Source organism: Desulfitibacter sp. BRH_c19, from assembly GCA_001515945.1.
Taxonomy (GTDB): domain Bacteria; phylum Bacillota; class DSM-16504; order Desulfitibacterales; family Desulfitibacteraceae; genus Desulfitibacter.
Genome location: LOER01000016.1, coordinates 64,094 through 87,251 on the forward strand (window position 1 = coordinate 64,094; position 23,158 = coordinate 87,251).

21 protein-coding genes are annotated in these 23,158 nt (G+C 33.4%); 12 read left to right on the plus strand and 9 right to left on the minus strand.

Features of this window, described 5'->3' with window-relative positions:
• Positions 1–20 precede the first annotated feature (20 nt).
• The 3 genes from APF76_04030 (at position 21) to APF76_04040 (ending at position 3,107) form a co-directional block, all read left to right on the plus strand.
• Positions 21–2,066: a hypothetical protein gene (locus tag APF76_04030; GenBank protein KUO52216.1), complete on the plus strand. Its 2,046-nt coding sequence runs from the start codon at positions 21–23 to the stop codon at positions 2,064–2,066.
• Positions 2,067–2,428: 362 nt separating this feature from the next.
• On the plus strand, positions 2,429–2,713 hold the full coding sequence (locus tag APF76_04035; GenBank protein ID KUO52217.1) for a hypothetical protein: 285 nt from the start codon (positions 2,429–2,431) through the stop codon (positions 2,711–2,713).
• Between the two features lie 154 nt (positions 2,714–2,867).
• The gene (locus APF76_04040) at positions 2,868–3,107 is read left to right on the plus strand and encodes a hypothetical protein (GenBank protein ID KUO52218.1); all 240 of its coding nucleotides are present in this window, start codon (positions 2,868–2,870) and stop codon (positions 3,105–3,107) included.
• Between the two features lie 293 nt (positions 3,108–3,400).
• Here the strand turns inward: APF76_04040 and APF76_04045 are convergent, their stop codons facing one another.
• A complete protein-coding gene (locus APF76_04045) occupies positions 3,401–3,928 on the minus strand; it encodes a hypothetical protein (protein ID KUO52219.1) in 528 nt (175 codons plus the stop codon).
• A gap of 300 nt (positions 3,929–4,228) precedes the next feature.
• Between APF76_04045 and APF76_04050 the strand changes: the two genes are divergently transcribed.
• The 8 genes from APF76_04050 (at position 4,229) to APF76_04085 (ending at position 12,809) form a co-directional block, all read left to right on the plus strand.
• Entirely contained in the window at positions 4,229–4,741 is a 513-nt protein-coding gene (locus APF76_04050; GenBank protein ID KUO52220.1) for a hypothetical protein, read from the plus strand.
• Complete coding sequence (locus APF76_04055; GenBank protein ID KUO52221.1) at positions 4,738–5,874, plus strand: hypothetical protein; 1,137 nt, start codon at positions 4,738–4,740, stop codon at positions 5,872–5,874. Before APF76_04050 ends, APF76_04055 begins: the two co-directional genes overlap by 4 nt.
• Before the next feature lie 230 nt (positions 5,875–6,104).
• Complete coding sequence (locus APF76_04060; GenBank protein ID KUO52222.1) at positions 6,105–8,771, plus strand: hypothetical protein; 2,667 nt, start codon at positions 6,105–6,107, stop codon at positions 8,769–8,771.
• A gap of 364 nt (positions 8,772–9,135) precedes the next feature.
• Positions 9,136–9,939 carry a hypothetical protein gene (locus APF76_04065; GenBank protein ID KUO52223.1) on the plus strand — a complete coding sequence of 268 codons (804 nt, stop codon included), beginning with the start codon at positions 9,136–9,138 and terminating at the stop codon, positions 9,937–9,939.
• Positions 9,914–10,876, plus strand: coding sequence for a hypothetical protein (locus tag APF76_04070; protein ID KUO52224.1), 963 nt, complete (start codon positions 9,914–9,916; stop codon positions 10,874–10,876). Before APF76_04065 ends, APF76_04070 begins: the two co-directional genes overlap by 26 nt.
• 1 nt (position 10,877) lies before the next feature.
• Entirely contained in the window at positions 10,878–11,219 is a 342-nt protein-coding gene (locus APF76_04075) for a hypothetical protein (GenBank protein KUO52225.1), read from the plus strand.
• Positions 11,206–12,123, plus strand: coding sequence for a hypothetical protein (locus APF76_04080; protein KUO52226.1), 918 nt, complete (start codon positions 11,206–11,208; stop codon positions 12,121–12,123). Before APF76_04075 ends, APF76_04080 begins: the two co-directional genes overlap by 14 nt.
• A gap of 113 nt (positions 12,124–12,236) precedes the next feature.
• The gene (locus APF76_04085) at positions 12,237–12,809 is read left to right on the plus strand and encodes a DNA-3-methyladenine glycosylase (GenBank protein KUO52227.1); all 573 of its coding nucleotides are present in this window, start codon (positions 12,237–12,239) and stop codon (positions 12,807–12,809) included.
• A 639-nt stretch (positions 12,810–13,448) separates the two neighbouring features.
• Here APF76_04085 and APF76_04090 read toward each other — a convergent pair.
• A complete protein-coding gene (locus APF76_04090; GenBank protein KUO52228.1) occupies positions 13,449–13,724 on the minus strand; it encodes a hypothetical protein in 276 nt (91 codons plus the stop codon).
• 163 nt (positions 13,725–13,887) lie between these two features.
• Between APF76_04090 and APF76_04095 the strand changes: the two genes are divergently transcribed.
• Positions 13,888–14,505, plus strand: coding sequence for a hypothetical protein (locus APF76_04095; GenBank protein ID KUO52229.1), 618 nt, complete (start codon positions 13,888–13,890; stop codon positions 14,503–14,505).
• Here APF76_04095 and APF76_04100 read toward each other — a convergent pair.
• The 7 genes from APF76_04100 to APF76_04130 form a co-directional block, all read right to left on the minus strand.
• Positions 14,485–14,982 (minus strand): hypothetical protein, encoded by a 498-nt coding sequence (locus APF76_04100; protein KUO52230.1) that lies wholly within the window; start codon positions 14,980–14,982, stop codon positions 14,485–14,487. The genes APF76_04095 and APF76_04100 overlap by 21 nt on opposite strands.
• A 25-nt stretch (positions 14,983–15,007) precedes the next feature.
• Entirely contained in the window at positions 15,008–16,243 is a 1,236-nt protein-coding gene (locus APF76_04105; GenBank protein ID KUO52231.1) for a hypothetical protein, read from the minus strand.
• 30 nt (positions 16,244–16,273) lie between these two features.
• On the minus strand, positions 16,274–17,212 hold the full coding sequence (locus APF76_04110) for a stage V sporulation protein K (protein ID KUO52537.1): 939 nt from the start codon (positions 17,210–17,212) through the stop codon (positions 16,274–16,276).
• A 245-nt stretch (positions 17,213–17,457) separates the two neighbouring features.
• Positions 17,458–17,700 (minus strand): RNA-binding protein hfq, encoded by a 243-nt coding sequence (locus APF76_04115; protein ID KUO52232.1) that lies wholly within the window; start codon positions 17,698–17,700, stop codon positions 17,458–17,460.
• A 57-nt stretch (positions 17,701–17,757) separates the two neighbouring features.
• The gene (locus tag APF76_04120; protein KUO52538.1) at positions 17,758–18,717 is read right to left on the minus strand and encodes a hypothetical protein; all 960 of its coding nucleotides are present in this window, start codon (positions 18,715–18,717) and stop codon (positions 17,758–17,760) included.
• 3 nt (positions 18,718–18,720) lie between these two features.
• The gene (locus tag APF76_04125; protein KUO52539.1) at positions 18,721–20,517 is read right to left on the minus strand and encodes a hypothetical protein; all 1,797 of its coding nucleotides are present in this window, start codon (positions 20,515–20,517) and stop codon (positions 18,721–18,723) included.
• 11 nt (positions 20,518–20,528) lie between these two features.
• Positions 20,529–23,120: a hypothetical protein gene (locus tag APF76_04130; GenBank protein ID KUO52233.1), complete on the minus strand. Its 2,592-nt coding sequence runs from the start codon at positions 23,118–23,120 to the stop codon at positions 20,529–20,531.
• Positions 23,121–23,158: the final 38 nt, after the last annotated feature.

Consider the following 23,158-nt stretch of genomic DNA (forward strand, 5'->3'; position numbering starts at 1 on the left):
AGAATAGGAGAAATTTGCTAATGACTTCATGGCTCGATCATGTCTTAAATAAAAAAATTGAAATACAACCCCGTAGTAAACCAGCAAAAAAAGTGAAGCCCTTACGAGAAACCATTGAACAAATCACACCTGCCAATATTTCCAATATAGACTTAAATTCAAAGAAAATCATAACCAACAATAGCAAAGATGCTTGGTTCTTTAGAGGTCTTGAAAAAGCTAATATTATACTTAATAAAAGCCAATTAGAAGCTGTAAAGGCACCGTTAGGTGCTAATTGTATTTTAGCTCCCGCAGGCTCAGGAAAAACCACCACAATTATAGCTAGAATAGCTTACTTAATAGCCGTTCAAAAAATAGACCCAAAAAGCATTTTGGCAGTTACATTTACAAAAAAAGCTACAGAAGAAATGAAAGATAAACTCCAAGTTATTTCAATATTATCTAAAGATCAAGTAAACAACGTTGTTATTAGAACACTACATAGTGTATTTTATAAACTTTTGCAATGGTCAGGCTATCAGATAAATCTCATTTCTAACGAAAGAAAAAGAATACTAATCACCAATCTACTTAAAGATACAGGATTAAGGGGAAGTGTCTCTTATGAAGATACAAATACAGCAATAACTTTTTGGAAAAATAACATGCTGCACCCAGAAGACATATCTGATGATGATTCTAATGCTAATCTTGTACAGGTCTATCAGAATTATGAAAATTATAAATCGCAAAATAGATTTTTAGACTTTGATGATTTAATTATTGAAACTAATCATTTAATAAAGAAGAACATCAATGTAAGAAAATCCTGTCAAAACAGATTCAAACACATTTTAGTAGATGAAATGCAAGATACCAGTAAGAGCCAGTGGGAAATTGTTAAGATGATTGCAGAGCCTGATGATAGTCTTTTTGTAGTTGGCGATGATGATCAAGCAATCTATGGGTTCCGCGGAACTAGCCCAGAAATTCTTTTATCATTTTCGAAAATATTTCCGAAATCTCACTTCTATCAGTTAAATGTTAATTATAGATCTTGTCCTAAAATTATAGGTCTTTCCTCAAAAATAATCTCAAACAATGAAACACGAATTCAAAAAGAAGTTCTAGCTACAGATAAAGTAAATGGATCAGGACCTAAATTAATTAATGTAGAAGATGAGTCAGCTGAAAGCTTATATCTCGCAGGAAGAATTAAGACATTAGTATCAGAAGAAAGATACTCATTTAATGATTTTGCTGTGCTATTTAGAACTAACAGTTACGTCCGCTCAACTCTAGAAACCTTACTAGAGTTTGATATCCCTTTCATTATTGATCAAGAAGGGGAGGGGTTCTATGAGAAGCTAATGGTTAGTGGACTTATTTCTCATTTACGGTTAGCACTAGACCCAAATGATTTTAAATCTTTTTCTAAAATTTCTCCATCATTGTATCTAAGTAAAGAAAAGGAAACATGGATTATAGAAGGAACTAAAGCGGGCAAGTATTCTAATATTCTTGAAGCTGTTAAAACAATAAGTGATATGCCAGATTATCAAATAAAAAATATGAAGGATAAAATTTCTTTAATAAACAGTCTTGGAAATATTAAACCAGTTGAAGCTATTAGATTAGTAAGAAACAAAGGAAATTATGACTCATTTATCTTAAAGGGTAACAATGTCTATGAGAAAAACGATAAGGTTATTCTTGAAGATCTTGAAGAACTTGAAGCTTCAGCGAAGAAATTTCAAACCGTTAAAGATTTTATTGAGCATATTGATAAGATAAGTGAAATACAGCAGGAGAAAAAGAAGATAGCACTTAATCCCAATGCAGATGTCGTTCGTTTATTAAGTATTCATAAAAGTAAAGGCATGGAGTTTAAGTATGTGTTTATAATAGGAGCCATTGAAGATGTTATTCCACATGCAAGAAGTTCCTCAACAGAAGATATTGAAGAAGAGCGACGCTTAATGTATGTGGCCACCTCTAGAGCTAAAAAGGAACTTGAGATGATTGTGCCTAAAGAACGTTGGGGAGAAAAAGTAACCGTCAGCCGCTTTTTGAGTGAGTTATAAAGTAGGTTTAAAATAAAGTCTTTCCAGGATTGAAGGAAACAGAGAAATCTGACCACCTTCAATCCTTTTTTTATTAACAGCACAAATTATATTTCCATAAAGTTGCAGGATATGTAATTTTTGTATAGAAATTGTCTAAAAAGTAAGTCTTCTGAATAATCAGCTGAGGTATTATGATTAAGCTAAACACTAATTAGGCCAATGTTAATATTAAAATACATTTGGGGACTGTAGAGATAGTAAGTACTATCTATCTGCAGTTCGCTAATGCCAATCATATTGGCATAAAAACAGAACTAGCGTTCTGGAATGCAATAGTTATATCAAATCTTTACATAGTTTTTAATTTGGGAGGAGTACTTTTGTTACATTTGTCTGAAAGAACAGTGAGACTAATCAGCAAGTTATTTCCAGAGAATGAAGTTGAAAGTATAAAAGATCTCTTGATAAGTAAATGTAATACCCATCTGCCATTATGTGAAGGCTTCACTTCTGGACAAATGGAAAGGATTCAATTTGCTGCTATCAAATTATCTGATGGTAAGTATGAAGAGCTTTTGAATGCTGTAAAGCTTGCGAATATGGATTGGAGAGACCTATTGGTTTCCGTTGGTTTTGCCAATGATCATAATTGCGATGTAGACTAGGCAAATAGTGTTCTACATAATAATTATTAATTTACAGCTTAGGAATAGGAATTTGATGGCTTGGAGAGACGCCATCCATGGCGGCTTTTGGCTATGGGGCCCCCACTTCTTATAACAAGGTGTTATACCGTAACTTTGCAAAGATGAAGGTAGCATGACGCTAGTGACATTCCCCTGTCCATATTGTAAAGACAATAAATTTATTGTTAGGGAAAAAAAGGGTAGTCTGAAAGGAGGTGAGGAAATGGCAGTTAAACATATACCGACTGGAATTGTACACTCTGGAACAAAGGGTGGAACAACTGGTTGCGGAACTAATACCAACGAACATTCGAGCCATTGGGTAAATACTAGTTCTAAAATAACTTGTGATAAAAATGGTTGTAAGAATTAATTATCACAACATCAAACAAAAGTAACCGTCCTTACGATTAGTAGGTGACGGTTACGGGGGTTTTAATTATGAACTTACCATACTAAGTGGTAGTAACCTCATATTTTATAATTGTAAAATTTATCATAAATAATTTTGTGATTTATTAAATATTAGTCAGCAAATAATAAAAGATAGGAAATTCCAAATAAATGTAAGTTGACAAAAAAGACATTTATTCACATTATAGAGGCTAACGACATCGGAGAAATTTTCTGTGAAGCATTTAGCCCCACCAAAAGCAGCTAATTTAACTATGGGAATAGACTAAGGTTTTCTTTCCATAGTATGATAAAGCGATCTTTACCACCCTTACCACAACGAACCTTGATAAGCATATTAGTGGAGTCAATATCTAAAACACAAAGGTTAAGAACCTCACTAATGCGAAGACCTGCAGAATAGGCAGTCAAAAGAATGGTTTTATGCTTCACATTAGGGATGTGATTCATGATTAAGAAAATTTCATCCTTGGATAGAACATAAGGGAGCTTCTTTACTTTTTTAGGACGAACAATAACCTCATCAGACCAATTACGTTTAAGGATAGAATTAAACATGAGTTTGAAGGCATTGCAGGAAATGTTAACGTTGCTGTAGCTAATACCTTTCTTAATTCGGTGATGAAAGAACTTTTTAATTTCATCAGGAGAGACCTGATCTGCGGATTGACCATAATACTTTTCAAGTAATCGGACATGGCTCAAGTAATGTCTTTTGGTGTTTTGGGAGTATCCACGGAGCTCCATCTCAAACTTCATTTTTTCACAATGATTTGTCATAAGGTAACATCCTCCTAGTTAAATTTATAGGAAGATGATACCATGAAACTGGAATCAGATGACCACCGCGTAGCGGTTTAGTACAACACGAGCTTTCCCGCAAGGGGCGGTGGGGCGAGTTTTAGGGTAAGCCGCCCACATGTCCTCTGTCACAAGACTTGCATTGAGGGTTGTGCTAATAAGGATGAGGCAAGTCTTGCGCCAGCCCTAGTGGGACGGACACGTCGGGAATGCCGGGAACGTTAGGCGAAACCCCGCATTTGGGTCAATAATTGATGGTAATGAAGAGGTGATTTTTGAATGACCGTTATGATTCAAAATATTGAAGAATCATTATCCGTATCTTATGTCAGCTCTGTTGTTGCTAAGTCTGGCGCATCTTTTGACATAACCTCGAAAGATTATGGTGTAGATGTAAGTGTAAGACGAGTAGATAGATTTAACGGAAAATTGATGGATATGGGAGTGTCATTCGATTGTCAACTGAAAGCGACAACAAACTGGGCAGCAGAAGAGGAAGCTATTGTTTATGATCTTGAGGTAGACACCTACAATAAACTTGTATATAGACATCAAAACTCTTCCATCCCATGTTTATTAGTATTATTATGTTTGCCAAAGGAAGAAGATGACTGGTTAAATATTTCAGAAGAAGAAATTATACTTAGGAAATGCTCATATTATTTTTATTTGGATGGTGCGCCAACGAAAAACAAGAATACTGTCAGGATAAGAATACCACGAACAAATGTGTTTTCTCCCGATGCAGTAATAAAGCTAATTGAAAAAGTACGTTTGGGGGAAATAGCATGAATAATTCAAATGATCGGTTCGAGTTTAATAAAATATCTTTGGAGGATATAGAAAGATATCTTATTGAAAACAATTGGGAGACGAAAGATCATCCCAATAAAAAAATAAGGTTATTCTTAAGTCCTAAAGATAATGAAGGCAATAGACTTGAAGTGCTATTGCCTCAGAACAGAGAATTGCAGGATTATATTAGAAGAATAAAAGATACGTTGACTATTATGTCGTTAACTAGTGACATGGATATTAATAGCCTAATACAAAAAATCACTCTAATAAGTCATGACATCATTAAAGTCAGGATTCTGGATGTTGGGCCTTCAGGGACGATACCTTTATCGGTAGCAGCCAACGATGTGTATGCTTTAAAAAACTTGTTTATTTATGCTGCAAGTTCTGAAGAAAAAAGCCTTCCGTTCTTTGATAAACCATTAGCTGTTGGCATATATCATGCCGATATATGCCAATTTGGCCACACGTTTGAAGGAAGTTTTGGATTTACAATTAACTCACCAATTATAGCAAACTATATACAGTTAACGCTTTTTCAAGAAAAAGAGGAAGTGCCCTTTGAGAGACGTGTTATGGAGCGGATTATTCGTGGATTGGATTTAGTGGAAAAGTCCGTTAATCAAGATAATGCTGATATTTTAGTGGAGAATTTTGACATTGGTTTAAATGCTAGAATGTGTGAAGCCCTTTTAGAATTGTCACAAGAAAAGGCTAAGGAAATCAATTTCCATGTATCTTGGAGTCCTAAAATTAGTGTGCCTGAGGATATAAGAAGTAAACAATTGTGGAAGCTTGAAAAAAAATCATACGAAGTATTAGAATATGCGGCAGATGAGCTAAAGAAAATCGAACCATTTCAAGAGACTATTGTTGGTCAGATTATTACATTACACTCAACTAAGAATCCAATGAGTGATGAAGCATTTAATCGCCAAGCTATAGTTAAATATGATTACGATGGAAAGACAGTATATGTCAAACTTGATTTAGATAGACATCAATATAGGATTGCTTACGAGGCACATGGGAAGGGGCAACTAATAAGAGTGACAGGGGAATTGTTCAGGAAGGGTAATACATGGAAAATGACTGACATAGAAGAGATAACTATAGCTATTAGATGATTCTGCGGGGCATCCGCCTAACAATGTGTCTGCACAAGGGTGCGGACCAGTGATGTCACGAAGAAGGACTTTGGAGAACGAGCATGAAGATAGCCGCACCATATCCCTTTACTGGGTGCAAGCACCGCCAAGGGGTATTCCTATGATGTCCAGTTCAGGGACATCGCAGACACGGAACGTTAGGCGAAATATTTATATCTGACTTGAGGTCATTAAAAGGAGGTAGATGTATGAAAAAATATTCGGGTTTACAATTTAAGAAGTTTGATCTCCATGTACATACTCCGGGTTCACATGACTTTCAAGACAAGACTGTAACTGCTGAACAGATTGTAAAAAAAGCCCTTGAGAAGGGGCTAAGAGGTATAGCAATTACCGATCATAATACTGGTGAATGGGTAGATAAAGTAAAAGAGGCTGATAAAGGCAAAAATCTGACTATATTTCCTGGTGTTGAAATTTACTGTACTGGTGGTAAAGCCGGGATACATGTAATCGCAATTTTAAGTCCTGATAAAGGCACTAAACATATCCAAGGTTTATTAGCAACTTTGAAAATTAATCCGGATGATTTTGGGACGCCAAAAGCTGTTACTCCTTTTGCACCCTATCAGGTTATAGATGCGATTTCATCCGAACCATACAATGGACTTGCTGTATTAGCTCACTGTACATCATCGAAAGGTGTTCTTCATGATATAACTGGAGAGACTAGGACAAAAATTTTTGAACATAAGGGATTATTAGCAGTTGAGACTTCTCTTAATGACTTTATTAATCCTGAAAAGAAAAAGAAATCAATTAGGGCGATTGATTTGTTGAATGGAAAGGACCCAAACTATAATTGCCGAAAACTAGGTGTTTATATAGTCTCAGATTCAAAGAAAGGCGATGAAGATAAACATAGTTTAGATGGAATTGGAGCAAAATTTTCTTATTTTAAGGTTGATGATGAAGTAGATTTGGAGAGTCTTAGACAATGCTTTATCGATAGAGAAGTTCGTATAAGACAGCAATTTGAATTTCAACAACTAATTTACCCATATATAAAATCTGTGAAAGTAAAGGGTGGCTTTTTTGACGGGCAAGAAGCCATGTTCCATCCTGGTTTAAATAGCATTTTAGGTGCAAAGGGAGCAGGTAAATCTCTGTTAGTAGAGCTTATGAGATTTGTTTTGGGACAAGTATCGTCTCAAAAGGACATATTTGAAGATCATAATAGAAAGCTACAGAGAAAGTTAGATACATACGGTTCAGTTGAAGTTAGAGTTCTAGATGAAACTGGGGTAGAACACTATATTGAGCGTACTTATAACCCTACTAAAGGAAATCCTTATGCAGAAGAAGAACATGAAAGAATTGCGAGTTCATTTCCTATTTTATTTTTAAGCCAAAATGAAATAGTCAAAATTGCAGAAGATGAACAAGAGCAAATTCGATTTATAGATAGGTTTTTTGATTTTAAACATTTTCAAAACAGAATAAAAAATATGGAACTCGACTTAAGTGAGTTGGATACACAATTTGCAGGTGGACTCAAATCTTATAATATTTTGGCTGACATTAGAAAGCAACTCTTGACTAATCGTACTGAGCTTGAAAAACTAAATAAACTTTTATCTGACCCAATTTATGACCAGTATAAGTTACTTGAAGAAAAGGATAGAGTTCTAAAGTGGCAACAAACAAGCCTTGAAAACTTACATAACGAGATAAAAGCTGAAATTAATGTAATAAAGAAAATGGAATTTCCACATATAGAGGATCCATTATCGAAAGATCCTGTAATAAAAAGGAATCAAGATACTATTAATCTTGTCAGAAATGAAACTGATGAATTAATGAACTCTGTATCTGAGGAAATTGAGAAATCTTTAAATAAAATAGAAGTCGAATATAAAAAGTGGAGCTTAATTTTTAACGAAGAAAAGAAAAAGTATGAAGAACATGTAAGGAAAGCTGGGGGAGATAGAAAAGGCATTGAACTTCAAAGATTGAGAGTAATCAAGCAAATCGATGATTTAGTTAAAAGAGAAACTTCTCTAATAGAGAAAGCAAATAAATTAAAAAACATTAAAACCCAAAGAGATTCCAAGATGAAAGATTTATTCAAGGTATTTGAAGAATACTCTCAAGAACGCAAAACTAAATGTAAGAAATTTGAACGTGAATCGGGTGGTTGTTTACAGATTAAAATTCATGAGTCAACCAATGTTGACGAATTTAAAAATAAATTATATGTATTGAAGAAAGGATCTTACTTACGAGATTCTGAAATTGACGATATATGTTCTAGAATTACTCCATATGAATTTATTTTAACTTTACTTAGGTATGAGGTTAAAAAAGATATTACACAACTTACAGAACTCTCAAAAAAGACAGGCGTGGAAATTCAAAAACTTCAAGCTTTATGTGAGTTTCTTCTTAGTCAAGTTGAGTATGAGGAATTATTACAACTACAATATCGTTCACATCCCCAAGATAGACCAGAAATTAAATTTCGTGTTAATGACGAAAAGTACGAGTTGATCAGAGATATATCAGTTGGTCAAAAATGTACTGCTATGCTGATAATGGCACTTAGTGATGGTAAGTTCCCGATAGTTATTGACCAACCAGAGGATTCCTTAGATGTAAGAAGTGTATGGAATGATATGTGCGTTAAGATTAGAAAGCGAAAAGATAATCGCCAGTTTATTTTTACCACTCATAATTCCTGTCTTGCTGTTGCCTCAGACACAGATAAATTCACTATTATAGAAAGTGATGCTACACGTGGATCAATTGTAATGTCTGGTGCACTTGAAACCCAAGAGGTTAAGGAGGAAGTGATCAAATATCTTGAGGGAGGCAGACCAACATTTCAAGCTAAGTCATCAAAATATGGAATTTAGGGTAGGTAGTAGTACATCTCCTAATATTTGGAGATTTGTGATGTTCAGCAAGCAAATAAAAACCCCGGAACAAGATAGCACCGAGTGGAAGTTACAGAGGCATATAATATTATGAGAACTAGAACATCATGAATCTTGTGTTGTACTAAACCGTCTGCCATACAAAAGTGACGAATTACCTATAGCAAATCAATACAGCGGTTTAGTTCAACAGAGTATTCCTAAAATCTGAGAGAATATGAATGTAGTAACCAGACTTCGGGAATACACGGTACGTTATCGGGACATGTTTAATTTAAATCTATTGTATAAATCGGGAGAGATTTATACAATAGACTTAAATATTTTGGAGGGAGAAGTTGAATTGATAATAATACAATTATCAGATTTGCATATGTGGGCAGGGCATAATTCAGAGGGTATTGATAAACGAATTCAAGGAATTTTTGATGAAGTAGAAAAGTTTAATGATAATAACATCGTCTGTGTTATATGTGGGGACGTGACCAACAGAGGAAATCCAGACGGATATATTTGTGCCAAGACTTTTTGCGACAAGTTGAGTTCAAAATTTGAATTGAAAAGTTTTAGGTATGTATTTTGTCCTGGGAACCATGATATTGCCACAGAAGAATGGAGGAAATTTGCTAGGTTTGATCGTTTTACGTGGGATATAACAAAAAAGACAAATTATGCATTTAGCAATCATAATGTCCAAACAGAAGTAATCCATGACTGGGAGTTTCTTATTATTAATAGTGTTTATCATGGAGATCGTAATTATGGTAGGGTGGATATAAATTTACTTAAGGAAAAACTGGACCAATCGAGAAATGACAATAAAATATTTATATTGCACCATCACTTAATTCCAATATTAAAGAAAGAGAGATCTGCAACAGAAAATGCTTATGAGTTATTTTTGCTTGCTGAGAAATATGGTGTAAAGTTAATTTTGCATGGACATCAGCATATGTATATTAATATTTCAGTTGGGAAAACTCCATGCCAAATTATTGGAGTAGGAAGTTTACTTAAGAACTCAGGTACGGATTATAGTAATCAGTTTATAATAATAAGTTTAACCGATAGTTTAATAGGAGATTTCAAATGTTTTCGGTATAATGGAGATTGTGTAGCAAGTGGAACTATGGGAGGATTTATTTAAGGTATCTAGGGGGGATATTATGAGTGATGTTAATAATATTATAAGTAATACACTTGAAGAGTTGTATAATAGTACATTAGAGCGCTGCCAAGAAGTTCAAGAAAACTTAATCTTAACAGGTACATTTAATATTAACGAGATATACTCACAGTTTATTACCTTGAACTATGATATAGCAGAAAAATGGCAAATGGAACAAAAACCACCAGAGTTAATAATAAATCATGGAGAATATATTAACAAAAAAAACCTTGCAGATAGTGAGTCAGGAATTTCATTTATAATTGAGGAACTAAAGAGGAAAAATGAAGGTAACCGGGCCTGTTTCAGCTTAATTAATATGTATGATATCATTGACAGCGGAGATGAGGCTATTCCCTCGTTTCTTGTTTTGCAATTTAGTTTTTCTCATTATGATCCAAAAACGCTCCTCGTAACTGCCTATTTTCGTGCTTTAGAAGTTGAAAATTTTCTGCCTATAAACTTAGCTGAAATTTGTATAAATATCAATAAGATATGCCAACACTTTCCGAAAATTGAGACATTCAAATTACATCTTGTCGCGTTTAGGGCTCAGAGAATTAAGAATTTTAGTTGTTTGACTAAATGTACAATAGATGTAATAGATTCTATGAAAATTATGGTGTTGATTGATGATGGAAACAGAAGTGAGATAGTAAAATTGTTGCAAGAGAAATTGAACTCTAAAGAGTCTGTAATTATTACTGATGGTATTCAATCTTTATCCAAAGGTATGAAATTAAGAGGATTCGAAATAATATCTGAACAAATTGATGAAATAGTAAAAGCTATGAATGAAGTTAATACACTTAGAAAAAGTACTTCAGTATACAATGATAAATTAAAAGAGAAATATCAGGAAATAAGTTGTAACCTGGAAAAAGCATTAAAGTTGATAGAAGAGGAGTGGAACTAAAATGGACTTAAAGGAAATCATCAAGATACAAGAAGAGTTTGACCAGAATCACTCCAGCAAGTTCAACTGGAACAAAAAAATTACAAATGATAATCTAGAAATGTTAGAATTTATTTTAATTAGTATGTTTGGGGAAATAGGCGAAACAGCTAATCTAGTAAAAAAAATTATTAGAGGTGATTTCAAATTAGACGAAAAAAGGTCAGCCCTTTCTGAGGAAATAGCAGATATATTTATCTATCTAATTAAACTAAGTAACCAATTAGATATTGACCTAGAACAAAGCTACTTTAATAAGCTGGAGAAAAATAGAAAGAGATTTCAAAGATATGAAATTGAATAATATAGATACAATAGAGATTCATTACGAAATTACATCACAGTGCCCACTGAGTTGTAAACATTGTTCATCTGAATCCTCTTACAGAAACACTAACAAAGCAGACTTAGGAAATTATTTAAAACTCTTAAAGATTCTTTCAAAGAAAAACGATATTATCTCAATATTTACTGGTGGAGAGCCATTAATACATGGGAGTCAATTTATTTGTGAATCATTAAAGAAGGTAAATAAGATTGAAAATATTAAGTTGGGCCTATTCACATCAGGTTGTTCTACAGCTAATAATCATATTTATCCAGTCACTAAAGAATATGCAAACGAACTAAAAGAAAGTGGTCTTGATTTTGTTTATATGTCGATATATAGCCATAAGCCTGAAATACATGACCAAATTACAGGAACGCTAGGTTCTTTCAATGCTTCTTTAAAATCAATCTATAATTTTATTGGAGCAGGAGTTACTGTTAACGCGCACTTGGTTCTTTTATCTAATAATGTGACAGACATTAAAGAGACTATCCAATACTTAATTGAATTAGGAATAAAAGAAGTTAGACTGTTACGTCTAGTTAAACATGGGAGAGCTAAAGATAACTGGAACGAGATAGGGATGTCAAGAGAGGAACAGGCGGATATTGTTAAAAGTATATGCGGTTCTAATCAGTTTAATAGATCTGTTACAGTAAGTGGTTTTCTAGAGATACAAAATTGTCTTAGTTTCAAAAAGAGCAATAAATGTTACGCAGGTATAAATAAATTATATATAGATAAAGATGGTTATGTTTATGGGTGTGCTTGTAAGAAAAAGATTGAACTTTTCAGACTTACAAATATAAAAGATATAGATACAAATTTCAGACTCCAACGAATTAATTCATTGGATATGTGTATGCAAGATTTATAGATGTAGGTAGATATAATATCTGCTATTTTTATAATCATTCTATTTAATACAATATGTTAAATTGAGGATATTCAAGCAGCTAAGTATACATAACATTAGAGGTGGTGGTTTTAATGATATCGAGGTGCAAATGGGTTGCTAATGACCCATTGTATGTAAGATACCATGATAAAGAGTGGGGAGTCCCAGAACATGATGATAGTAAGTTGTTTGAGCTTTTAACACTAGAAGGGGCTCAAGCTGGATTGAGTTGGTTTATAATTCTCAAGAAACGAGAGAATTACAGAATAGCTTTTGACGATTTTGTTATTGAAAAGGTAGCAAACTATGATCAAGCAAAGGTAGAAGTGCTGATGCAAAACAAGGGAATTGTAAGAAACCGATTAAAAATACAGTCTACTACAAATAATGCAAAAGCAGTAATTAAGATACAAAAAGAGTTTGGTAGCTTTGATACTTATATATGGGGTTTTATCGGCGGTAAACAAATAAGAAATGCTTGGACAAACCAGTCGGATGTGCCTGTAAAAACTTGTGAATCAGATGCGATGAGTAAGGACCTTTCTAAAAGGGGATTTAAATTTGTCGGGTCTACGATTTGTTACGCTTTTATGCAAGCAACAGGGATGGTTAACGATCATATAACTCAGTGCTATCGATATCAAGAAATAGATAATATAAAATAGTATAGGTAACTTTTTGTATATGAATGAGGGTAGCGTTATGTAAACCTTTCTTGATTTTAAAATTCACCATAGTAACTTATTAATTATTATTCTTTCTTTAGTAAAAGAGACTTCACAACACATATCCATATTACATTAGTGATAATTCGACTAACCTTTTCAAGGTTAATAAAGAATATGCATAAAACATTAGCAATTGGCAATGATTATTAGACTCTAATAACTTCAAGACTATATTTACACCAAATTAACAGGATAATAAGCCCACTAATAACTTTCAAGGCAGAAACACCTTAGGAGGTAATTTTAAAACGCTTAGAAAGCAAATATGGGCGCCATGTAAAATTGTCAGATCATAAAAAGTTATAATAGAACAAAAGATGATTCAAAATAACTAAATAAGGAAAACTATAAGATAACATCAAGAAACTAACCTTGCTAAAAAGCTTCTTGCTAAAAAAGTTTTATGAAGTAATTAAAACTGGAGAGGGGACCCAAAATCTTATCTAAAAACGCCTCCTCCTGTAAAAATTTCTCTTTGGTTTACATAATATCTATTATCGGAAGTCATATAAGTAATCAAAAGAAAAAGAACCTAAGGTAAAAAAGGTCCTCTTCAATATGTACATAAAACTAAGTTTATTGAACTGGTATTTCGAGCTGTTGTCCTGGATATATAAGACATTTTTTAATGTTGTTTGCCCTTTCAATTTCAAAGACTAGTTTACGGATATCCTTGTTAGATGTGTTATGTTTTTTAGCGATACCCCATAATGTGTCACCTTCATTAACAGTTATTGTTATTACATTGTTTTGATTAGCAGCACTAACTATTTGAAAAGATGTAATTCCTAATCCAAATACAATGGTTACAATAACAAGTACAAATATTAATCTTAGTTTATTTAATTTCAAATTAATCCCCCTCCATGCTCAAACGTTTGTTCTGTTTTTATTATATCAGAACATTCGTTCCCTTTACAATAGCTAATTGCTATTTTTACGAACAAATGTTTTCAAAATAAAAGAAATATGATATAATTACCAATATAAAATTATGTAAACAAAGGTGATTAATATGTTAGAAGATTTAACCTCACGGCAAATTCAAATTTTAAATTTTATTAAAACTGAAATCCTAGGCAAAGGTTATCCCCCATCTGTTAGAGAAATTGGTAAGGCTGTTGGTCTTAGCAGTAGTTCTACAGTACATGCTCATCTGTTCCAACTTGAAAAAAAAGGTTATATCCGTAAGGATCCAACCAAACCAAGGGCAATTGAAATTCTTGATGGATATAATAATGATTTTCCTAAAAAAGAAATAGCCCACATACCAATAGTGGGCAAAATTACAGCTGGTGAACCTATTTTAGCTGTAGAGAATATTCAAGATACATTTCCCATTCCAGTAGAATTCATTGGAAATGGTGAATTCTTTATTCTAACGGTTTCTGGTGAAAGTATGATTGAAGCAGGTATAAATGATGGTGATTATGTTATCATCAAAAAACAAAACCATTGTCAAAATGGTGAAATTGTCGCTGCCATGATTGAAGACGAAGCCACAATAAAGAGATTTTACAAAGAAAAAGACTGGATTAGGCTCCAGCCAGAAAATAGTTCTATGGATCCAATAATTACCTCGGATGTTATGATTCTTGGCAAGCTTGTTGGTTTATACAGAAAAGTATATTAATATTATCTTTAAAGCAAAGGAAATTATCATTGCTACACCAATAAAAAACCTAAAGGCAATTCCACTTAAAAAACCTAGTGCTATACCAAGGGTTACTTTTAAAGCATCATTTAAAGTCTTTCCTTTGAACATTTCAGTAAAAACAACAGCTATAACAGGGCCAATAATTATGCCAGCTAAACCCATTGAAAAAAAACCAAATACTAGTCCAACTAGCATGGTAAAGAGGCTTAGTTTACTTGCACCATATTTCTTTGCTCCAACTATGCTTCCTAATATGTCTATAAATGTCCCAACTCCAGTCAATAATACCATTGTCAATAGAAAATTATAACCGAGGACACTATAACCCACATGCCATCCATAAATAAGAATTCCTGCCAGCATAAGTATAAGACCTGGTAAAGCAGGAAGAATAGTTCCCACAAGACCCACAACCATAAAGAGAAAGCTTATAGCAATAATTATAGTATCCAACTTATTCCCCCCTACAATACTTTAACTAAGTATTATTTTTTATTGCCTCCGCAACTTTTAATAATACAATTTTACCATGTTCCGCTACTAGACTTCCTTGTACATAAACTACAAAGGGTTCCTTTAAAGGTGCATCTGCTGATAATTCTATAGAGGCTCCTTGAACAAAAGTGCCTGCTGCCATAATCACTTTAGTGTCATAACCCGGTAATTCCCCTGGTTCTGGTGTGACAATAGAGTCTACTGGCGAATACTTCTGGACCGCTCTACAAAAATCAAGAAGTTTTTTTTCATTTTGTAGAACTATAGCTTGTATTATGTCACCCCGTGCTTCCCCGTAGGTTGGAGAAACTTTATAATCTAGATCTGAGAACAACTTAGCTGCAAATATTGCTGTTTCTAATGCTTGCATAACAATCATTGGAGCTAAGAAGATTCCTTGGAATAAAAGTCTTTTATCTATTGAACTTGATCCAATATCTTTTCCAAGTCCTGGCGCAGTTAAATGAGAAACCGCCCTCTCTATTAACTTTTTCTTCCCAACTAAATAACCCCCGGAGGGGGCTAAACCTCCTCCAGGATTCTTTATTAAGGAACCTGCAACCAGATCCGCCCCCACTTCACTCGGTTCTAATCTTTCAACAAATTCACCATAACAATTATCAACAACGATATAAATATCTTTATTTTTTTTCCTAATATATTCAATTAGTAATCCCATTTCTTCTACATTCAGCGCATTTCTTAAGGTATAACCTCTCGATCGCTGAATAAAGACTACCTTAGGATTTGTTTTTAAATAAGGCTCTAGTATAGAAAAGTTATTTGCTGCATCAAAAGGAACTTCATTACATACAATTCCTTGGTTAATTAGAGATAATGGATCATCACCACTTAAACCTATTACCTTTTGCAAGGTATCATAAGGCTTCCCAATAGTCAAGAAACAATCTCCATGAGACAATATACTTTTTAAAGCTAAGTAAATTGCATGGGTTCCAGATATAATGTTTGGCCTAACAAGGGCATCTTCAGTTTTAAATATATGTGCAAATACTTTCTCTAAAACATCCCTCCCTGAATCACCATATCCATAACCAGTTGATTGATGAAAATGAAAATCACTTATGTTATGCTGAAGAAAAGCATCTAGAACCTTTTCTTGATTATATGACATAATACTTTTAAGCTTTGAAGTCATGTGCTGTGTACTATTTTCTATTTCTGCCTTTAATACTTGTTGCTTTTCATTTAGAAACATTAGTCTTTATGCCCCCATATCCATTACTATTTACTTTACTTTTTTTAAATAAGTTTCTATTCCTGAACTGTAGTCTAGGTCTTCGTAAATATCATTCGCATTAATTATTAGTAAGTCATCACGTGACATTGTATTCTTTTCCACAAGTCTATAAGCTTGCTTTCTAATTGACTTTTCAACAATATTTCTAACCATGCGTGCATTACCTATTTGTGCGTGGCCAGATGCTATATGTTTCTTCAAAACGGTTTCAAGTTTTATTTTTGCGTCAATGGAAAAATAATAATCCCTTTGCGTTAACATTTCTTCAGCAATTTTAACCAGTTCTTCTAATGTATAATCTGGAAATTCAATATGAATCGGAAATCTTGAACGTAATCCAGGATTTGTGCGAATTAACTTTTCCATTTCATTCTTGTAACCTGCTAATATAAGTATTATGTTATCTCTATTGTCTTCCATTCCTTTAACAAGGCAGTCAATGGCCTCTCTTCCAAAATCCTTATCTCCCCCTCTAGCCAAGGAATAGGCTTCATCCACAAACAAAACTCCTCCAAGTGCATTTTTTATACTTTCTCTAGCACGCATTGCAGTATGGCCAATATATTCCCCCACAAGATCAGCTCTTTCTACTTCAACTAAATGGCCTTTTGAAAGAATACCCATTTCCTTAAAAAAGCTCCCTAATATACGAGCTACTGTAGTTTTGCCAGTACCGGGATTACCCTTAAAAACCATGTGAAGTACCATTGCTTCATTTGTAAGTTTTTCCTTCGATCTAGCCTTTTGAACTAGGACATATGCTCTAAGTTCCTTTATAAGAAGTTTAACCTCATTCAAGCCAACCAAGACATCTAATTCCTTTAATACATCTTGGCCATCAATAACGGAATTAGTCTGTCTTATTTTAGTGTTTTGAGATATACTATTAGTTTTTTTATTTGCTTTTGTATTTGTATTATTTTGTATTTGCCTTTGTGTTTGTGTGTTTTTATGGTTATGGTTAGCTGAACTTGCACTATAGGACTTTGACCCTTGCTTATTAAAACTAAATCTAACCTCCATTGATTTTCCCTCCTGCCAGTTGAAGAAATAATATTGTCATAATGCGCATAGTATTATATGTTGTACTGCAGGAAGTGTTAATGGTACCTTTTAACAAATTAACAAAAAACACTCTCCACTTACTTAAGAGAGTGTAATGATAGGTTTTTTTAACGAGTTTCCTTAGTTTCAGAGGTTAAGTTAACAGCTTTACTGGGTACGAGGGTAGAGATAGCATGTTTATAGACCATTTGTTGTCTACCATCTACATCTAACAATACTGTGAAATTATCGAAACCTTTTACCAACCCTTTTATTTGAAAACCATTAACTAAAAAAATGGTTAATGGAATATTATCCTTCCTAACCTGATTTAAAAATCCATCTTGTAAATTAATATGCACTTTTGACATTGCGTTCCCTCCGATATATTTTTATAATTTTTATATTAGTTATTTCCTTATTCAACACTATATATTAATATTCCTGCCAATCTCTGCCTTTATTTGATTAATTATATGGCATTCATTAGCGATATCAACCTCAAACCATTTAATCCTTTGATCTCTTCTAAACCATGTGAGTTGCCTTTTAGCAAACCTTCTAGTATCTCTTTTAATTATCTCAATGGTTTCTTCTAGTGTACGGAGATTATGTAAATATTCTACTACCTGTTTATATCCAATAGCCTGCATACTTGTATTGGTAGGCTTGACACCTGAGTTAAGTAGGTTTTTTACTTCTTCCACTAATCCTTGATTAATCATATCATTAACTCTTTCATTGATTCTTTGATACAGTATTGGTCGTGGCATATATAAACCAATCATCACAAGCGGATTATATATGCTGTATTTATCATTCGCTACAAAACCTTTTGAAATCTGATTTCCAGTAGTTTTGTAGTATTCCAAAGCTCTAACTATCCTTTTTAAATCATTTGGATGTATTCGCTCAGCACTTTTTGGATCTATTTCTTTTAGCTCTTGGTATAATACATCACCACCATTTCTTTGAGCCAATTGCCTTAATTTATCTCTGGTGGAGTGATTTACATTAACATCAAAATCATATTCATCTATTACTGACCTTACATATAGACCTGTTCCCCCTAATAATATTGGCAGCTTATTTTTTTTGTTTATACTATCTATACATCTTCGTGCATCATCTTGAAACTCTGCTACAGAGTAATCCTTGAAAGGGGGTAAAGTATCTATCATATGATGCTTTACTTTTTTCTTATTAGCTCCAATCATTTCTTGATTTTTAATTTTAGCAGTACCTATATCCATTCCTTTATAAATTTGCATCGAATCTCCTGATACAATTTCACCATCTATCTGTGATGCGAGTTCCACACCAATTTTCGACTTTCCTACTGCTGTAGGACCTACCAAAACCACCAATTTATTGTTCACTTTTAACATCACCTATCTATGAAAACGCTTTATTAATTCTTCTGCTGTTATATGGATTGTAGTTGGTCTGCCATGAGGACAAGTATATGGAACCTCAGTCTTTGAAAGCATATTTAATAATTCCTGCATTTCATTCTTTGTAAGTATCTTTTTTGCCGTAATAACAGCTTTACAAGCTATCATTTTTACAAGTCTATCTTGACTTGGTTTCTCACTTTGACCTATAAGCTTGTCGAGCATTTCCTTGATTAAGACAGACCCATTACCAGGATCCACATCAACAGGGACTCCTCTTAACAAAAAGCTGTTTTCTCCAAAATGTTCGAAAGTAAAACCAGCATTTTGTAGCATAATCATATTCTCAATTAAAAAATCTTTTTCTGCAGGTGTTAAATCTATTACTTCTGGATTTAAAAGCAATTGACTTCTATTTTCATCAGTATATGTTTTATTTTTTAATCTATCATAGAAAATTCGTTCATGAGCAGCATGTTGGTCTATTAAGTAAAAACCTTTTTGTAGTTCATTAATTGCAATAATATAACTTCCATCAATCTGTTCTAGAGGTTTAAGGGTTGGAAAGAAATCATCATACGAACATTTATTGTCTTCTCTAACATTTTCAGTATATGCAATTTGCCTTTTATCTATTTTTTCATTCTCGATTTCTTCTATAAATTCATTTTTTGTAATAGGTAATTCCTTACTCTTAAATTCAGATTGTGGCTGAGTACTGGCTTTCCATGTAAATTCAACCTGCTTGTTTTCTTCTTTGAAAAAAGTTTTTTCTCTTTTAGGCTTTTCTATAAATATAGAATCTTGACTTTTTAAAGCTTCTTTTATAGCATCCAAAATAAGTTCCTCAATTAATTGATCATTATCAAATCTGATTTCTCTTTTTGTCGGATGGACGTTTACATCAACTCCACTATATGGGGTTTTTAAATTTAATATATAAATAGGATGTCGATCATTAGGTATTAATGTATTATATGCTTTACTAATTACTTTAGAAATTGTAGGTGAATACACCCACCTATTGTTTACATAAAGATACTGATTATGCTTACTTGCTCTATTATATTGAGGTTTTGATATGTAACCGTCTATTCTCTGATCTTCATTTCTTTCAAAGGTAACTGGTATAAGATTTTTTATTAAATCAAGTCCTAAGATATTTAATATGTTATTTTCTAAATTTCCTTTTCCAGCCGACTGAAATATTAATTTATCATTGTGAGTATATTTAAAGCTTATGTTTGGATTCCCTAATGCCATTGATGTAACAACTTGAGCTGTATTTCCAGCTTCCTTTGTAACTGACTTAAGGTGCTTTCTACGAGGGGGAACATTATAGAATAGATCTTTAACCAAAATATAAGTTCCATTGTTGCTGGAAACCTCTTCTTTGAGTATATCTTTACCTCCTTCTATGACATACTTTATTCCTACTTGTGCATTAATATTCTTCGTTATTAAAGTCACCTTAGCTACGGAAGCTATACTTGGCAAGGCCTCCCCTCTAAAACCATGAGTTTGTATGCTAAAAAGTTCAGCTGCTGAACTGATTTTGCTAGTAGCATGTCTTTTAAAAGCTAAGGTTATTTGTTCTGCAGCAATTCCACTTCCATCATCGGATACTATAATTTTTGATATCCCACCCTGATATATTTTAATGCTTATATTTCTTGCACCTGCATCTATGGAGTTTTCTATCAATTCCTTCACCACAGACGCAGGCCTCTCTATAACCTCTCCAGCTGCAATTTTATTCGATGTAGCAACATCCAGGATTCTTATTTCGTTAATAGACATAAAATCTATTTTGCCCCCCTTTTCAGCCGTATTTCATTTTGTAGGTCCGCTAATATATTAAGAGCGTTAATGGGCGTCATATTCCACACATCCAATCTCTCTATCTCTTCCTCAATCACACTTAACTTTACGTTAAACTTTTTTACTTCCATTTCCTCATGCTGGATTGTACCACTAGCTGTAGCTAAAAAGTTAGAATCTTGCTCAAGTCTTTGTAAAATATATCTTGCTCTTTCCAATATTTCTTTAGGTAATCCTGCAAGGCGGGCAACTTGAATGCCATAACTTCTATCAGTACTTCCCTCTCGAACTTCATGTAAAAAAGTAATTTCATCTCCCTTTTCAACTACCCCTACATTGTAGTTTTTGATACCTTTATGCTCTTCCTGTAGTTTGGTAAGCTCATGATAATGAGTGGCAAACAATGTCTTTGCCTTTATATTTGTATAAATATGCTCTGAAATAGCCCACGCAAGACTTACTCCATCATAAGTACTTGTCCCCCTACCTACCTCATCTAAAATTACTAAACTGTTTTTCGTAGCATACTTAACTATATTTGCGACCTCCTGCATCTCAACCATGAAAGTGCTTTGGCCTTGTGCCAAGTTATCGCTTGAACCTATCCTGGTAAATATTCTGTCTACAATGCCAATTTCAGCTTCATCAGCAGGAATAAAACTTCCCATTTGAGCCATTAATACAAGAATAGCATTCTGCCTTAAATAGGTACTCTTACCTGCCATATTAGGTCCCGTTATTACCATTAAATCATTAGTTGTATTATGCATATCTATATCATTGGGTATAAACAGATGCCCCATTGACCTTTCGACTACAGGATGTCTTCCCTTTATTATTCGTAGTTTAGTAGATGGACCTATTTTGGGTCTAATATAATTATTTTGTTCGGCAGTTACAGAAAGACCAGAAAAAACATCTAATGTGGCAACCAGTTTTGCATTACTTTTAATTTGTTGAACATACGTTGTGACATCTTGCCTAACTGCATGAAACAATCTATATTCCAATTCAAATAGTTTTTCTTCCGCATCCAAGATGAGATTCTCTAATTCTTTTAATTTTGGTGTTATATAACGCTCGCAGTTTGCTAGTGTTTGTTTGCGAATATAGTACTCTGGAACTGCGTTAAGGTTAGCATTAGTAACTTCTATGTAATAACCAAAAACTTTATTAAAGCCAACTTTAAGAGATTTTACCCCTATCCTTTCTTTTTCTTCCATTTCCAAGTTTGCGATCCATGCTTTTCCACTTCTCTTAGCTTCCCGAAGTTTATCAACTTCTTCATGATAGCCCTTCTTAATTATATTTCCATCCTTAAGGCCAGAGGGTGGGTCATTTATAATACTCTTATCTAACAGATCTACCAAGTAAATTAATGGATCTAAAATATCAATAATTTTACGTAAAGGGCTGAACGTTTCTTCTGCAAATAATGCTTTTATATTTGGCACCAAAGCTAATGAGGTTTTTAATGCCAGCAAATCTTTAGCATCAGCGTTACCGTACATAATCTTCGTAATAAGACGTTCCATATCATAAAAATCTCTAAGATAATTTCTGAGTTCTTCCCGTACTACACTTCTTTGAATAAAGTACTCCACAAGATCATGCCTTGATACTATTTCATCTATATTTTTGAGGGGTTGCTCTATCCATTGCCTTAATACCCTAGCTCCACCAGCTGTGATTGTATTATCAATAATAGATAACAAAGTATTTTCTTTGTTCCCATTAATATTAGCAGTTAATTCCAAATTCCGCCTTGTGGCATAATCTAGGACCATATAAGCATCGGGACTGTATACTTCCATCTGGTTTATATGGTCTATCTCTGTTTTTAAGTTTGTTTGAATATATTTATATAAAGCACCTGCCGCCAACAAAGAAACCCTGTTGTTATGTAAACCAATGCTGAAAATATGATTTGCAGAAAACTTATCCTTTAATACATTAAGGAGTCTTTCATAATTATAATTGCTGTTCGCCAATGTATATATATTAGTTCTAGCGGTTATCTTTTTCAGTAATGTTTTTTTCTCAAAGCTATCTGGTGTAAGACATTCTATTGGGTTCAATTTTGCAATTTCATCAATTAAACTGTCTTCCCCTTTAATTAATGCCACTTTAAAAATCCCAGTAGAAAGATCACAGAAAGCAAGACCATAGTTATCCTGTTTAGAATAGATGCTTACTATGTAGTTGTTTTGATCAGCAGACAAATAGTTTTCATCTAATATAGTACCTGGAGTTATTACACGAACAACTTGACGTTCTACTGGTCCCTTTGAAGTTTTGGGATCACCAATTTGCTCACATACTGCTACTTTATATCCATTATGTAAAAGCTTTGGTAAATATGATCCAACTGCATGATAGGGTATTCCACACATGGGAGCTTTTTCAGAAGTACCTGATTGACGAGCTGTTAATGCAATTCCTAAAACTTTTGAAGCCTTTTTTGCATCCTCATAGAACATTTCATAAAAGTCCCCTAATCTATAAAAAAGAATACAATCCATGTATTCTTGCTTTATACTTAGATATTGCTTCATCATAGGCGTAATATTGTTCAAAAACCTTCCCTCCCTTTTATTCATTATATCACAAATAA

Excerpts from the sequence above, each read along its gene's own strand:
- APF76_04030 (KUO52216.1), top strand. The coding sequence starts at position 21 with ATGACTTCATGGCTCGATCATGTCTTAAATAAAAAAATTGAAATACAA.
- APF76_04040 (KUO52218.1), top strand. The coding sequence starts at position 2,868 with ATGACGCTAGTGACATTCCCCTGTCCATATTGTAAAGACAATAAATTT.
- APF76_04045 (KUO52219.1), bottom strand. The coding sequence starts at position 3,928 with ATGACAAATCATTGTGAAAAAATGAAGTTTGAGATGGAGCTCCGTGGA.
- APF76_04050 (KUO52220.1), top strand. The coding sequence starts at position 4,229 with ATGACCGTTATGATTCAAAATATTGAAGAATCATTATCCGTATCTTAT.
- APF76_04055 (KUO52221.1), top strand. The coding sequence starts at position 4,738 with ATGAATAATTCAAATGATCGGTTCGAGTTTAATAAAATATCTTTGGAG.
- APF76_04060 (KUO52222.1), top strand. The coding sequence starts at position 6,105 with ATGAAAAAATATTCGGGTTTACAATTTAAGAAGTTTGATCTCCATGTA.
- APF76_04075 (KUO52225.1), top strand. The coding sequence starts at position 10,878 with ATGGACTTAAAGGAAATCATCAAGATACAAGAAGAGTTTGACCAGAAT.
- APF76_04080 (KUO52226.1), top strand. The coding sequence starts at position 11,206 with ATGAAATTGAATAATATAGATACAATAGAGATTCATTACGAAATTACA.
- APF76_04085 (KUO52227.1), top strand. The coding sequence starts at position 12,237 with ATGATATCGAGGTGCAAATGGGTTGCTAATGACCCATTGTATGTAAGA.
- APF76_04095 (KUO52229.1), top strand. The coding sequence starts at position 13,888 with ATGTTAGAAGATTTAACCTCACGGCAAATTCAAATTTTAAATTTTATT.
- APF76_04105 (KUO52231.1), bottom strand. The coding sequence starts at position 16,243 with ATGTTTCTAAATGAAAAGCAACAAGTATTAAAGGCAGAAATAGAAAAT.
- APF76_04115 (KUO52232.1), bottom strand. The coding sequence starts at position 17,700 with ATGTCAAAAGTGCATATTAATTTACAAGATGGATTTTTAAATCAGGTT.
- APF76_04120 (KUO52538.1), bottom strand. The coding sequence starts at position 18,717 with ATGTTAAAAGTGAACAATAAATTGGTGGTTTTGGTAGGTCCTACAGCA.